General features: G+C 62.8%; 14 protein-coding genes. 7 read left to right on the top strand and 7 right to left on the bottom strand.

Going from position 1 to position 13869, the window contains the following annotated elements; all coding sequences use genetic code 11:
• Positions 1-34 precede the first annotated feature (34 nt).
• The 3 genes from B5526_RS00970 (at position 35) to B5526_RS00960 (ending at position 3536) form a co-directional block, all read left to right on the top strand.
• Positions 35-754 carry a haloacid dehalogenase type II gene (locus B5526_RS00970; RefSeq protein WP_079536175.1) on the top strand — a complete coding sequence of 240 codons (720 nt, stop codon included), beginning with the start codon at positions 35-37 and terminating at the stop codon, positions 752-754.
• A gap of 90 nt (positions 755-844) precedes the next feature.
• Complete coding sequence (gene recJ / locus B5526_RS00965) at positions 845-2686, top strand: single-stranded-DNA-specific exonuclease RecJ (protein WP_079536174.1); 1842 nt, start codon at positions 845-847, stop codon at positions 2684-2686.
• A gap of 40 nt (positions 2687-2726) precedes the next feature.
• Entirely contained in the window at positions 2727-3536 is an 810-nt protein-coding gene (locus B5526_RS00960; RefSeq protein WP_079536172.1) for an SDR family NAD(P)-dependent oxidoreductase, read from the top strand.
• 196 nt (positions 3537-3732) lie between these two features.
• On the opposite strand, the gene B5526_RS00955 is transcribed toward B5526_RS00960, so the two are convergent.
• Together B5526_RS00955 and B5526_RS00950 are read right to left on the bottom strand one after the other, a co-directional pair.
• Positions 3733-4968 carry a lytic murein transglycosylase gene (locus tag B5526_RS00955; protein WP_079536170.1) on the bottom strand — a complete coding sequence of 412 codons (1236 nt, stop codon included), beginning with the start codon at positions 4966-4968 and terminating at the stop codon, positions 3733-3735.
• Between the two features lie 21 nt (positions 4969-4989).
• Positions 4990-5586 (bottom strand): MarR family winged helix-turn-helix transcriptional regulator, encoded by a 597-nt coding sequence (locus tag B5526_RS00950; protein ID WP_433994676.1) that lies wholly within the window; start codon positions 5584-5586, stop codon positions 4990-4992.
• 51 nt (positions 5587-5637) lie between these two features.
• On the opposite strand from B5526_RS00950, the gene B5526_RS00945 reads away from it, so the two are divergent.
• A complete protein-coding gene (locus tag B5526_RS00945; RefSeq protein ID WP_079536167.1) occupies positions 5638-6120 on the top strand; it encodes a carboxymuconolactone decarboxylase family protein in 483 nt (160 codons plus the stop codon).
• A 3-nt stretch (positions 6121-6123) separates the two neighbouring features.
• Here the strand turns inward: B5526_RS00945 and B5526_RS00940 are convergent, their stop codons facing one another.
• The 3 genes from B5526_RS00940 to B5526_RS00930 form a co-directional block, all read right to left on the bottom strand.
• Positions 6124-7791, bottom strand: a complete 1668-nt coding sequence (locus B5526_RS00940; protein ID WP_079536166.1) for a peptidoglycan DD-metalloendopeptidase family protein — start codon at positions 7789-7791, stop codon at positions 6124-6126.
• A 34-nt stretch (positions 7792-7825) separates the two neighbouring features.
• Complete coding sequence (efp, locus tag B5526_RS00935) at positions 7826-8392, bottom strand: elongation factor P (RefSeq protein WP_079536164.1); 567 nt, start codon at positions 8390-8392, stop codon at positions 7826-7828.
• Positions 8393-8563: 171 nt separating this feature from the next.
• Positions 8564-9292 (bottom strand): hypothetical protein, encoded by a 729-nt coding sequence (locus tag B5526_RS00930; protein WP_079536163.1) that lies wholly within the window; start codon positions 9290-9292, stop codon positions 8564-8566.
• A gap of 82 nt (positions 9293-9374) precedes the next feature.
• Between B5526_RS00930 and epmA the strand changes: the two genes are divergently transcribed.
• From epmA to B5526_RS00915, 3 genes are read left to right on the top strand one after another with little or no spacing between them, the layout of a single operon-like run.
• The gene (gene epmA / locus B5526_RS00925) at positions 9375-10445 is read left to right on the top strand and encodes an EF-P lysine aminoacylase EpmA (RefSeq protein WP_079544593.1); all 1071 of its coding nucleotides are present in this window, start codon (positions 9375-9377) and stop codon (positions 10443-10445) included.
• The gene (locus B5526_RS00920; RefSeq protein ID WP_079536162.1) at positions 10442-11542 is read left to right on the top strand and encodes a lysine-2,3-aminomutase-like protein; all 1101 of its coding nucleotides are present in this window, start codon (positions 10442-10444) and stop codon (positions 11540-11542) included. The genes epmA and B5526_RS00920 overlap by 4 nt, the downstream gene beginning before the upstream one ends.
• Positions 11543-11590: 48 nt before the next feature.
• Positions 11591-11863: a hypothetical protein gene (locus B5526_RS00915; RefSeq protein WP_079536160.1), complete on the top strand. Its 273-nt coding sequence runs from the start codon at positions 11591-11593 to the stop codon at positions 11861-11863.
• Between the two features lie 17 nt (positions 11864-11880).
• Here B5526_RS00915 and B5526_RS00910 read toward each other — a convergent pair whose 3' ends face one another.
• Together B5526_RS00910 and B5526_RS00905 are read right to left on the bottom strand one after the other, a co-directional pair.
• Positions 11881-12459, bottom strand: a complete 579-nt coding sequence (locus B5526_RS00910) for an HdeD family acid-resistance protein (RefSeq protein WP_079536158.1) — start codon at positions 12457-12459, stop codon at positions 11881-11883.
• Positions 12460-12591: 132 nt separating this feature from the next.
• Positions 12592-13620, bottom strand: a complete 1029-nt coding sequence (locus B5526_RS00905; protein ID WP_079536157.1) for a PrsW family intramembrane metalloprotease — start codon at positions 13618-13620, stop codon at positions 12592-12594.
• Positions 13621-13869 lie beyond the last annotated feature (249 nt).

The following is a 13869-nucleotide window of genomic DNA, read 5'->3' as shown; positions in this document are numbered from 1 at the left end:
GGAATGACGAAAAAACAGAAACCAGGGAGCAAACATGTCCGATCTATCCGCGGTGAAGGCGCTGGTGTTCGACGTGTTCGGCACCGTGGTCGATTGGCGCAGCAGCTTGATTGCGGATTTCAGCAAATGGTCGGACAAACGCGGCATCAAGGCCGACTGGACCGCGCTGGTCGATGGCTGGCGCGCCGTCTATGCGGCGTCGATGGATGAGGTGCGGAAGCATCCCGAGCGCGGTTACGTGATACTCGACAAACTTCATCGCCAGTCGCTGGAAACGCTGGTCGCCCAGTTTTCAATTCAAGGATTGACCGACGCCGATTTGCATCATCTCACGATGGGCTGGCACCGGCTTCATCCGTGGCCGGACAGCGTCGCCGGCCTGACGCGGCTGAAGACAAAATACATCATCTCACCGCTGTCGAACGGCAATGTTGCGCTATTGACCAACATGGCGAAGTTCGCGGGATTGCCCTGGGACCTGATCATGTCGGCGGAGCTGTTCGAGCACTATAAGCCTGATCCCGAAACCTATCTCGGTGCGGCAAAACTGCTCTGTCTGCCGCCGGAGCAGGTGATGATGGTCGCAGCCCACAACCACGACCTCAAGGCCGCCCAAAAGCTGGGCTTGAAGACCGCCTTCGTCGCCCGCCCGACCGAATACGGCCCGTTGCAGAAATACGATTTCGAGGCCAAGGGCGACTGGGATATCGTCGCCATGGATTTTGGTGGGGTCGCCGACCGGATGGGGTGTTAGGCCGTTACGCGGGGATGACGGGCATAAGTCGCGACCGCCGCGCGCGAATCATTGAACCTGCGGCTGTCGCGCTTATCTTCCGAAAGCATCATGACGCTTCCCGCATCCGCATTGCCCATCGAATCGCCGCCGGCGTTTCTTGGCGTTGCGCATTCGGCGACCGGAAAGCTGTGGCGCGACCGGCTCGATGCCCGGGGCGCTGCGCGGGCGCTCGCGATCGTGCAGCGTTATCAATTGCCGGAGATGCTGGCGCGGGTGCTGGCGGGGCGCGATGTCGAGATCGATGCGGTAGAGGATTTTCTCGATCCGACCATCCGCAAACTGATGCCCGATCCCTATACCGTGACGCAGATGGAGACGGCCGCCAAGCGCATCGCGGACGCGGCGGCACGAAACGAGAAAGTCGCGATCTTCGGCGATTATGACGTCGACGGCGCCACGTCGTCGGCGCTGCTCGCCTGGCACCTGCGCCATTGCGGGCTCGATCCCCTAATCCATATTCCAGACCGGCTGTTTGAGGGTTACGGCCCCAACACCGAAGCGGTGCGCATGCTGGCGGGCAAGGGCGCCACGCTGCTGGTGACGGTGGATTGCGGCACCACCAGCTTTGAGCCGCTGGCGGAAGCGCGGCGGCTCGGGATGTCGGTGGTCGTCATCGATCATCATCAAAGCGGTGACGAATTGCCCGAGGTGGACGCGCTGGTCAATCCGAACCGGCCGGATGACCTGTCCGGCCTCGGCTATCTCGCCGCGGTTGGGCTCGTGCTGGTGACGCTGGTCGCGGTCAACCGTGAATTGCGCGCGCGGGGATTTTGGACCGGCGAAATGCCGGAACCCGACCTGCTCGGCATGCTGCATCACGTAGCCCTTGGCACCGTCGCCGATGTCGCGCCGCTGATCGCCCTGAACCGAGCCTTTGTCGCAAAAGGCCTGATCGCGATGCGCCGCCGCGACCACGTCGGCCATACCGCGCTGATGGACGTGTCGCGGCTGAACGGCCCGCCGGAGGCCTGGCATCTCGGCTTTATGCTGGGCCCGCGCATCAATGCCGGCGGGCGGATCGGGCGCGCCGATCTCGGCGTGCGGCTGTTGCTGGAAGGTGATGTTTCGGAGGCCGCACGGATTGCCGCCGAGCTTGATCGCCTCAACACCGAACGCCGCGTCATCGAGCAGATGGCGGAGGCGCAGGCCGAAGCCGAGGCGCTGGCCTCGCTCGGCCTCGAAGACAAGGGCTCTGTCATCGTCACGGCCTCAGAAGGCTGGCATCCCGGCGTGGTCGGGCTGGTGGCGTCGCGGCTGAAGGAAAAGTTCTCGCGGCCGGCATTTGCGATTGCGCTCGAGCCGGGCGGCATTGGCACCGGTTCCGGCCGTTCGATCGGCGGCGTCGATCTCGGAAGAGCGGTGCGGCAGGCAGTGAAAGACGGTCTGCTTATGAAGGGCGGCGGCCATGCCATGGCGGCCGGCGTGACGCTGCGTAAGGAAAAGCTGGCGGAATTCCGTGCTTACATGGAAAGCGTGCTGGCCCATGACGTGGCACAGTCGCGCCATGTCAACGAGCTCTTCATCGACGGCGCGGTCAGCGCACGCGCGGTAACACCGGAATTCGCCACGACCCTCAATCGCGCCGGTCCGTTCGGCAGCGGCAATCCCGAGCCGGTGGTGGCGCTGCCGTCGCATCAACTGATCTATGCCGACGAAGTGGGGCAGGCGCATCTGCGCGTGCGGTTCAAATCCGGCGATGGTTCCATCGTCAACGGCATGGCGTTTCGTTCGCTGGGACAAAAACTCGGCAACGCGCTGGTCGGGCATCGCGGCCAGCCACTGCACGTGGCAGGATCGCTCGCGGTCGACCGCTGGCAAGGTACCGAGCGGGTGCAGTTGCGCGTGCTCGACATCGCGGTGCCGGATCAGGGGCCGACGGTGATCCGATAGGGCTTCAACAAAAAACTTCAACAAAGGACAGGGAGTGGAAATGACAGGGCAGGTTCAAGGAAAGGTCGCGCTGGTTACCGGCGGCGCGTCCGGCATCGGCGCTGCGGTTGCGGAGCTGTTGGCGCGCGAGGGTGCCTCGGTTGCGATCACCGATATCGATGAGTTCAGGGGCGAGGAGCTCGCCGCCGCGCTCAAACAGGCCGGTCACACCGCGATGTTTCTTCCGCACGATGTCACCAGCGAGGACCGCTGGGTGGAAGTGGTGGCGCAAGTCGAGAAGCGTTTTGGCCGCCTGGACATCCTGGTTTCAAATGCGGGGATTGGAATCTCGGTGCCGTCGATCGTCGATATGACGCTGGCCGACTGGCGCAGGCAGACCGCGATCAATCTCGACGGCGTGTTCCTGTCCGTAAAACATTGCCTGCCGGTGATGCGGAAGACCGGCGGCGGTTCGATCATCATGATGTCGTCGCTGGCGGGCCTGCGCGGCGCTGCCGGTCTCGCGGGCTATTGCGCGACCAAGGGCGGCGTGAGGCTGTTTGCCAAAGCGGTGGCGATGGAGTGCGCGTCGGTGGGCGATCGCATCCGGGTCAACTCGGTGCATCCCGGCATCATCGACACGCCGATCTGGGGCAAGATTCCAACGGAGGCGACGGGCGCTGGCCAAAACGCGCCGATCGATCCGGAGGAACGCGCCAAACTCGCAACCCCGCTGGCCCGCGCCGGCCACGCCTCGGAGATCGCCAGCGGCGTCTTGTACCTGGCCTCCGATGCATCGGCCTATGCGACGGGAACCGAGCTCGTCATCGACGGCGGGATGAACGCCGGCGGCGTCCCGCGCAAGGCGTAGAGGCCTCCTTGCATTGGCGGCAACGGCAGTGCGCTCCCTCGCCCCGCTCTTCGCGGGGAGAGGGTTGGGGTGAGGGGCTCTTCCGTCCGCGAACGTACAATTTTGCAACGGGCAGTGTGCCTTGCCCCTCACCCGAAATTCCCGCTTCGCGCGAATTTCGACCTCTCCCCGCAAAAGAGCGGGGAGAGGCAAGCGATCACGACCCCTGCCTCAACCTTGCCAGCACCTTCAGCCCGCCGTAACCGTCGGCCGGCAATAGCCCCATCTTGGTCTGATAATCCCGGATCGCCTGCATGGTGTCGTTGCCGACGCGGCCGTCGGTGCCGCCGGTATCAAAACCCGCTCTTGTCAGACGCGTTTGCATCTCCTGCACTTCGGCGAGTGTCAGCGCGCGCTCCGAGCCTGGGAACGGCTGAATGAAGGGCGGCGCGCCCAGGATGCGATCGCCGAGATGGCAGATCGCGAGCGCGTAATTCATGGAAGGGTTATAGCTGCGCACCGCGTAAAAATTCGGTCCGAGCAGGAAGGCGGGACCGCCGGGCACCGGTATCCACATTTGCGCGGACGCGTTCGGCTGTGGAAACGCCTGGCCGTCGGCGCGCGTGACGCCGGCGCTCGACCACGCCGCGTAGGTCCGGCTGCCGCTGGAGGCGCCGCTCGCGCCGCGCACCTCATAGCCCCAATGCTCGCCACGGTGATATTTGCCGCGATTGATCAAATAGCGCGCGGTGGAACCGAGCGCATCGTCGGGCTTGCCGAACGGCGAAATCTTGCCGTCGCCGTCGTAATCCATGCCGACATTGAGCCAGACTTCCGGCATCCATTGCGTATGTCCCATCGCGCCCGCCCAGGAGCCGCGCATTTCCTCCGGCGTCGACCAGCCGCGATCGACGATCTTGAGCGCGTTGATCAGTTCGGTTTCCCAATAGGCGCGGCGGCGCGGCTCGTTCCAGGCAAGTGCTGCGAGCGCGGGAAACACCGGGCGCATGTGGTTCTGCTGCACCAGCGGATCGCCAAAGGCGGATTCGACGCCCCACAGTGCCAATAGCGTGCCGCGCTCGACGCCGTAATCGCGCTCGATCCGTGCGAACAATGCTTCGTTCTTCTTCAGCGCCTCCTTGCCGGCGATGATGCGCCAGTCGGAGACTCGGCGATTGATGTATTGCCAGATCTGTTCGTTGAATTCCGGCTGGTTCCGCATCTGCTTGAACACGGACATATCCGGCTCGATGTGGCCCATGACGCGGGTCCAGGTCGCCTCCGAAATGCCCTTTGCCAAAGCGCGGGCGCGAAAGCCGTCGCGCCATTGGTCGAAGCCGGGCGGCGCCGCAGCAGTGGCTGCAAAGGGATGGGCGAGCAACGCGCCGGCGGCGAGGCCGGAGCGCAGCAGGGCGCGGCGCGTCGGGGAGTTCAGGGAATCAGATCGTGTCATGGGCGATAGTCTAGCGGTCGGCTAACCATCCTGCTGCAGGTCTGCGGCAATTTTGGACAGCCAGCGCCGCACGGTTGCTTGCGACTTCGCCGAAAACCCTGCCGCCAGCCGCCGCTCCAGCGCCATCGCCTGACGCCGGCATTTTTCCAGCAAGGTCAGGCCGTGGCGGGTCAGGGTCCACTGCAGCACCCTTCCATGAACGGGATGCGGCGTCTTCCGGATCGCACGGTCGCGTTCCAGGTTGCGGATGATGACGCCGACGGTCTGCGGGGTCACGAGCGCCACCCGGGCGAGATCGGCACCCGACAGGCCCGGATAGGCCCTGAGCATGGTGAGGACGACAAATTGCGGCGGCGTGACGCCGAGATCAGCGAGAGAGCGTTCCAGCGTCAGCCGTGCCGCGGCCTGGGCCTGCCGCAGCAGATAGCCGAAATAGCCTTTTTCGCCACGCTTGCTCCGGCCCGGCGGCGGCGGGCGGACGCCGGCCAGCGCCGGATCGGCGGCGGGCTTTTTCCGGAGCGGCGCGGATTTTTTCGCCGCGGGCGATTTTCGCTTTTTTGGCGTTTTTCGGGACGCGCCCGATTTTGGCTTTGTCGAACGACGTGGTTTGCGCATAATATAAGTGCTCTGATAACAAATCAGAACCCTTATAACATAGGTGATAAGGATATGTCACATGCTCGCAGCGAACCGAATGAATTCAAGACGCTGGCACCCGATGCCTATGACGTCATCTTCGGGCTCAGCCAGGCGGCCGGCAAGGCCGGTATCGAAAAGCAACTGCTCGAACTGATCAAGTTGCGCGCCTCGCAAATCAACGGCTGCGCCTTCTGCGTGCAATTTCACATCCTGCAAAGCGAGAGCTTCGGCATCGCGGGCGACAAGCTCAACCTCGTCGTGGTCTGGCGCGAGGCGCCGCTGTTTTCGGCCCGCGAGCGCGCGGCGCTGGCGTGGACCGAAGCGTTGACGCTCCTGACCGGGGGCGTGAGCGACGAAGTTCACGCCAAAGCGAGCGCCGAGTTCTTCGAGCGCGAGCTGGCCCATCTCTCTTCCGCGATCGCGTCGATCAACGTCTGGAACCGGCTCGGCGTTGCCTATCGCTGGACCGCGCCGGCGCGGCAACCAAAAGCGGCTCACGCGGCGGCGTCGTGACGATCAGTTTTCGCCGCCTTCCTGCGAGTCGGGATGGACGCTGTCCTCCGGCACGACGCGCGCCAGTGAAGGCGAAACTGAAGGCGAAACAGCAGGTGAAACGGCAGGCGATAACGCGGCCGTCTCAGCACCGATCACGCGCCCGCGTTCTCTGATCAAACGCTCATAGGCTGACACCAGGGTGACGTAGGGATTGACCCAGATCCAGCCGTCGCGGGTAAACACCTGCACGTCGAAATGCAGATGGCGGCTGGTGCCGTTGGGGTGGTCGAGATAATTGGAAACCACGCCGATCTTCTCGCCTTCATCGACGCTGCGTCCGTTCAGCACGCCGTCGGCATCCATGGTGGCCGGATTCATATGCATGTAGCGAAAACGGATATGTTCGGTGCGGGTGTTGATCTGCAAGGTCGCCGCTTGTTGCTTCAGCGAGCGGATCACGACGCCGTCGCGAACCGCGACCACCGACTGTTGCTTGGGATCACAATGCTCGGCAGCGCCTTCGGTATCGGGCGGACAGGGCGCCGGGCGGATATCCTGTCCCTGATGGCCAAAGCCGCCGGGACACTGCCCGACATTAAAACTGCGGGCTTCACAGAAATTATCCCGCCAGGGATAGCTTGTGGTGCTGCCGATTATCTCGTCCAGCGGTTTGTCACTCGATCTGTGAATCCTGAATTCCTGCGAGTGAACGAAAGCCGGTAATTTTTGCAGCGGAAACCGAATTTGCGAATAAGCGGTGAAGTCGGCGCGGCCGCCCTGTTTGCGAAAACCTGAGTTCGCAATGATGTCACCCACCGGGCGATAGGTGAAATCGGGCGAGCGTTCTGTCGGCCGCTCGGCAACCAAAGGCGGGAGATCCGCTCTTGGCCGCGATGGCAGGCCGCCGGCAACGCGCAGCGCCTTCAAAAAGCGCTCGGCGATCGGATAGGCCTCGCGGCAGGCCAGCCGCCGCTCGCGGGGGACAGAGTCGAGGCACTGGATCGACACCACATAGGGAACGCCGAAGCGGGTGAAGGCATAGCGCACATAGCCTTCGCGGATGAAACGCCGCAGATCGGGATATTGCGCAGACAAGGCCTTGACCGGTTCGCCCCTTCCGCCGACGGGGTCGTTGAGATCATAGATCAGGACCGAGCCGGTGATCTGCACCTCGACCGGTTTGGCAAAAGTTCGCGGCGGCATGCCGTCGCCGGCGCCGGCGCCGGGCTCGAAGGAAAACATCGCGTCGTAGCCGGCAGGACCCGCATCGAACAGGTCGACGGGCCGAAAATCGGCCTGATAGCGCGACAGCGAGGGGCTGTTCGGCGCCCCGTGCAGCCCGAAGTCCAGATATGCCGCGGTATCGAACGGCAGCAGCACCGGCACCGGACTGCGCCCGATCCCTGTAAAAATCTGCGAGGTCACAGCGTTCAGTTGCACCAATGCCGGCGTCGAACGCGGATCGTAGCCGGGAAGCCGGCGCTGGCCCGTGAATGTGAAGGAGGAGGCGACCGCCGGCCGGGTGTTGATTTCGGACCGGAGCTGATCGAGCGCCGCGTGCCATTCGACGTGGACGGCTGAGATCGAAGGCGTCTTGAATTCGTCGGCTGAAAGGTTGGCCGTGCCGGCCTGGAGCAATGCGAAAGTTGCCAGCGAACTCGTGACGAACCGGACAGCTTTCGTACCCAATCCTCGCCCCCGGCGCCCTATGCCTGCCCTGATATTAGTCCTTTGCGCGCTCGACGTAAGAGCCGTCTTCGGTCATCACCACGATCCGCGTACCGGTGCCGATATGCGGCGGCACCGCGGTACGCACGCCATTGGAGAGGATCGCAGGCTTGTAGGAGGACGACGCCGTCTGGCCCTTGGTGACGGGCTCGGTTTCCACGACTTCGAGCGTCGCGCGCTGGGGCATCTGGATCGCCACCGGAAGGACGCCGTGCAGCGACAGCTTGACCTGCATGTTTTCCTGCAGATAGGGCGCAGCGGTGCCGACGACATCCTTCGGCACCTGGACCTGATCGTAGCTCTCGGTGTTCATGAAGTGGAAGCCGTCGGCGTCCTCATACAGGTAGTTGTAATTGTGGTCCTCGATGGTCGCCTTTTCCACCTGGTCGGTGGTCTTGTAGCGCTCCGAAATCTTCACCCCGTCGCTGATACGGCGCATTTCGATCTGGCTGACCGGAGTTCCCTTGCCGGGGTGGATGTTCTCGGCGGTCAGGACCACGTAGAGCTTGCCGTCTTGCTCGATGACGTTGCCCTTGCGAATAGAACTGGCGATGACTTTCAAAGCTGTTTTTCCTGATATCTGGCCCGGGACCGATCCGGACGGGGCGTCCTGGGGCCAGCTAGGCGGTTTCGGGCCGCAACATACTGATTTTGCCGATCTATGCCAGCATTTTACGCCCCTCAAGGGGCTGCGCGCTGATGGCTGCAAATGATCAGCCCTGATCGGTCGATCTCATTTGGGATCAGGATATTTGACGGACTCCGCGTTGTTTTTGGCGAAGTCGGGAGGCACCGAAAATGCCCCCGTCTTCAGGTCATAGACACAGTGCCAGCCTTCGATCCATGGGGCCTTTACCTCTTCGCCCTGCATGTCGAACGACAGGCCGACCACCACGTAGCGACTGTCGGGCCAATGTTGTCCCATCCAGGCGTAATTTTCTTCCATGCCCTTGATCAGATTGACCGTTGCGTGATCGAGCCCATACGGGTTCTCCGGGTCCCGATGCATCCCCTTTGATGTCGGCGTCGTGAAGAAATAATCCCAGGCCAGTTCACCAAAGGGCTTTTTTGTCGCCGGCGAGAATTGAAACCCGTTCCTTCGATACAAAAACAGCGTCTGGGAGCCGGCTCCGAGTTTTTGCATCCGTACCAACCACTGGCTGTCCGGGCTAAATCGAAATCCGGCCGGATAACCCGGCAAATCATCGTTCTCATCGGGATTGAGCTGAAAAGCGTGCCGGTGATCCCGGTCGAAGGTCCAGAATTGGAAGAGGCGGCCCCCGTCCTCCTGCTTTTTGGCATATTGCTCGAACCGTACCGTCCCGTCGGGGGATTTGAACACATCGGCGTCTCGGTCCAGTTTGAAACCGGCCGAAGGGCCATCAGCGGCACCGGCCGGCGCCGCTGTGGCCACGCCAAGCCACAGCAAAATCCATGTTTTTCGTAATTTGTGGTCAAACATTGCTTGATTCCTGGCTCACCCTTAGTCACCGACATGGCGGCGGAGGTTCGGACCACATGACGCGTCAACACAAATGGATCAGATGACCAAAAACCCCATCGGCGAACCTTCTGACGTAGCGTCGCCATGGTGGACGCCCGCGCGGCACGCCGATGTCAGGCCGTTTTTGGCGGCGCGCAGCGCCGTCACGAAGGTGACCAGGGCATGGTTCGAGGAACAGGGGTTTTTCGAGGTCGAAACCGGGATTTTGCAGGTCTCGCCTGGCAATGAGACCCACCTGCACGCGCCGCGCGCGGAACTCAGCCGCGCCGACGGCACACGGTCGATGCGGTATTTGCGGACCTCGCCGGAATTCGCCTGCAAGAAACTTTTAGCCGCGGGCGAGCAAAAAATCTTCGAATTCGCACGGGTATTCCGCGACCGCGAGCGCGGCGATTTGCACCTTCCCGAGTTCACCATGCTGGAATGGTACCGCGCCAATGCGGGTTATGACGCCGTCATGGCCGACAGCATCGTCGTCATTGCCCACGCCGCGCAGGCGACCGGGATCGGGCAGTTCTCGTTTCGCGGCAAGCTTGCCGATCCCTTTGCCGAGCCGGAGCTCTTAGCAGTGGCGGCCGCGTTCGAGCGCTTTGCCGGGATCGATCTGCTTTCAACGGTTGCGGATGGCGAGGGCGATCGCGATCGTCTCGCGGCCGCAGCAAAGGGGCGGGTGCGAATATCGGACGACGACACCTGGTCGGATATTTTCAGCAAGATCCTGGTCGAGCACGTCGAACCAAATCTGGGGCAGGGGCGTTTGACGATCCTGTTCGAATATCCGGTTCCGGAAGCAGCTCTCGCGCGCCCAAAACCGTCCGACCCGCGGGTCGCCGAACGGTTCGAGATTTATGCCTGCGGCGTTGAGCTCGCGAACGGATTCGGTGAATTGACGGACGCTCAGGAACAGCGCCGGCGCTTCATGCAGGCGATGGACGAAAAGCAGCGCCGCTACGGCGAGCGCTATCCGATCGATGAAGATTTTCTCGCCGCGGTCGCGACGATGCCGGAAGCAAGCGGTGTCGCGCTCGGCTTTGATCGGCTGGTGATGCTGGCGAGCGGCGCCTCGAGGATCGATCAGGTGGTGTGGATGCCGCCCGCGGGGGATGCATGAGCAAGAACAAACTCGCCGCCACGTTGCGCGGGCCCGCCGAATTGGTCGCCCACGGCCTCGCGCCTGCCGCGGCACTTCCCGATCTGGAAAAGGTCGCGGCGCGATATGCGGTCGCGGTGACGCCCGACATCGCCGCGTTGATCGACCCCAGCGATCCCGACGATCCGATCGCGCGGCAGTTCATTCCAAGCCCCGAGGAATTGGTTGCCGGGGTGAGCGAGAACGCCGATCCGATCGGTGACCATTCTCATTCGCCGGTTGCCGGCATCGTGCATCGCTACCCCGACCGGGTGCTGTTGAAGCTCGTTCACGTCTGCGCGGTCTATTGCCGCTTTTGCTTTCGCCGTGAGATGGTCGGGCCCGGCAAGGAGACGGCGCTTTCGCATGGAGCGTACGATGAGGCGATTGGCTATGTCCGCGCCCATCCGGAGATCTGGGAAGTGATCCTGACCGGCGGCGATCCATTGATGCTGTCGCCGCGCCGGCTCGCCGAGATCATGGCTGATCTGGCGGCAATCGATCACGTCAGGATCATCCGGATCCACACCCGCGTGCCGGTCGCCGACCCTGCGCGTGTCAGCGCCGAGATGGTCGCAGCCCTCAAGGTTAAGGGCGCGACGACCTGGGTCGCACTGCACGCCAATCATGCCAGGGAATTGACCGATCGCGCGCGCGCCGCGTGTGCTGACATCATCGATGCCGGCATACCCATGGTGAGCCAGTCGGTGCTGCTGCGCGGCGTCAATGACAATGCGGCGGCGCTGGAAGCCTTGATGCGGGCCTTTGTCGAATGCCGGATAAAACCCTATTACCTGCATCACGGCGATCTCGCGCCGGGCACCTCGCACCTGCGCACGACGCTGGCGCACGGGCAGGAATTGATGCGCGCGTTGCGGGGGCGGGTGTCCGGACTATGCCAGCCGGAATATGTGCTCGATATTCCCGGCGGCCACGGCAAGGCGCCAGTCGGGCCCGGCTATCTGTCGCGCACAGATTCTTTTTCGCAGAAACGTGAACAAGGGGTGGAAACGCGCTATCGTGTTGTCGATTATTGTGGTGAGGTTCATCTCTATCCTCCGACATCCATGATAGAATAGTGACCGGCGCGATAGATACATTTCTCGGAAAATAATGGGAGGAGCGAGATGACAAAGTTGCTCACAACCAAGACGCTCGCGACAATTGCGCTGCTGGTCCTGATGGCCGGTCCGGCTGCGTTCGCACAAACCGGAAACAGCGGATCCGGGTCGAATTCCGCCAAGCCCTCGTCCGGACCATTGCCGGCGCCGGTCGGGCATCGGCAACCGCGCGCCGATCAGGTGCCGTCGGAGCAGAATTTGAGCGATCCGAACAACCCGGTGAACAAGGAAGACGCAGCCCTTGACCGCAAGATCAAGAGCATTTGCCGCGGCTGCTGAACGCTAGCTCTGGATCGTCATAAAGCACCCTTGCGCGCGGCGAGCGCCACGCCGATCAGTGTTGCGCCGCCGAACAAGAGGTTGATGCCGACCAGAAGTCCGATCGCCCACTCGGCCGAGCCCGGCAATCCCGAGATGATGATGAAGGAGATCAATATATCCATGATGCCGCCGATCAAGAGCCAGGACCAGCGCTCCGACAATTCGCGGCGGTGCTCAAGCGCATACATGATGGTCGCGACGCCTTCGGCGAGGAAATAGGCGCCGACCACGATGGTCAGCGTCAGCACGCCCTGAACCGGTCTCGCCAGCAGGATGATGCCGGCTGCAATGGCCAGCACCGCCGAGATCAGCGACCACCAGAAGCCCGGCATTTGCCGCGCCCAGAAGGTCAGCACGAGGCCGGCAATGCCGGAGATCAGGAACATCCAGCCGAGAAAGATGGTGACGGCGAGGCTTGCCAGCGGCGGCACGATCATGGCGGCGAGCCCGAGCACGACCAACAGGATGCCTTCGATCAAGAAGGCTTTCCAATGTTCGCGTACCGCAGCGCTTACTTCGGATTGCAGTCTGGTGATGTCCTGGGGAAGGGTCATTGAAATCTCCCGATACTGGGTTCGCGGAATGACGCCCTAATGTGACGGCCCAATATAACTCGCGCCAACGCCGCCGGTTCAACTTTGTTCGAGGGCCGCATGTACGCAAGCCGACCTGGAGTCTGGTTCAACCTAGGGCGAGGAGGAAAACCCCTCTGACGTCGCGCGCATCCGGTTGCGGCCGAGAATATAGATCGCGGTCGTGACCACCAGCAGCGCACTGCCGACCAGGATCGACGTCAGGCCGATCGGAACCAGCACCAGCGCCATGTTGCGCTCGGGGTTCACCAGCCAGTGATGGATCGATGTCAGCACAAAGGCCAGGCCCGCAAATCCGGCGCCGCCGCCGACGACCAATAGCGCCCACATCCGCCGCAACTGGCTCAGACGCTCGCGCGCGAGTTCGGTGCGGGGCGCGTGATGGCGGCCGACCTTGCGCACCAGCCGCACCGCGAAGGCGATGGAACTGAATCCGATCAAGAGACTAGTCGAGCCCAGGATCAGCCGTGTCGAGGGACCGATATCCGGGTTTTGCTGCAGCGTCAGCAGGGGAAAATCAAACCCCGCGTGCAGCGCCATCGGCGCAAACGCGATCAGAATTCGGCTCGAGAGGCGTGCCCAGTCGCGGTTATGGCGGTGCGCGCCAAGCGCCGTGCCGGATCGCGCGATCGCGAGATAGGCGCCGGCGATGATGCCGAGCGCACCATGGAACGGCACGGTCAGGACGCTGCGCAACGCGGCCAGCGATTGCCACATCTCCTTATGCTGCACGAGATAAGCGAGATTTTCGTAAGCCGCGAAACCGAGCCCGACCGCTGCGCCATAGACCACGGTGTCCATCGGATCGGCGAAATGCCGGCGTTTTTGCGAGATGAGAACAATGGCGAGGATCTTGACGGTTTCCTCGGGGATAGCGGCGCCGAACACCGAGTGCAGCGCCTGCGCAACCCAGGGAGTCTCGGGCGCCGCGAGGATCGAAGCGAACGGCGCGCGTACCGCGCCTAGAAGCGAAATGCTGGCGGCGCCGAGCAGAAACGCGGTCCAGACCTTGACGGGCGGACCGGGGCGTTCGTCGGCGGCGAGCACAAGCCACAAGATCAGCAGCGCGGGGGCCACCGCTGCGGTGCCGATCACGGTCGGAAGGGATTCGAGGAGATTCATCGCTATGGCAACTGTGCCATGTTCCCGCGTTATCTATCGCTTCGTATCAGGCCGCGCAAAGCACGTTGAGAATGTCAAACAATCTCATTTCAACCCCTTTTATGGCCGATGGAATACGCCATGAAACCGCAGTTGCTCAGCCAGATCGGAGAGTTTTGCCATATATTTTGCGACAAAATGCACGTAATCGCGCGGCCTGTCCAATGCTGAATGGGCAGAGCACGGGCAGGCGGCGCGCGCGTGCGTGCG

Origin of the sequence: Bradyrhizobium lablabi (genome assembly GCF_900141755.1) — a bacterium.
GTDB lineage: Bacteria > Pseudomonadota > Alphaproteobacteria > Rhizobiales > Xanthobacteraceae > Bradyrhizobium > Bradyrhizobium lablabi_A.
Note: the sequence above shows the minus strand (reverse complement) of the source record. Positions and strands in the feature narration are given on the sequence as shown.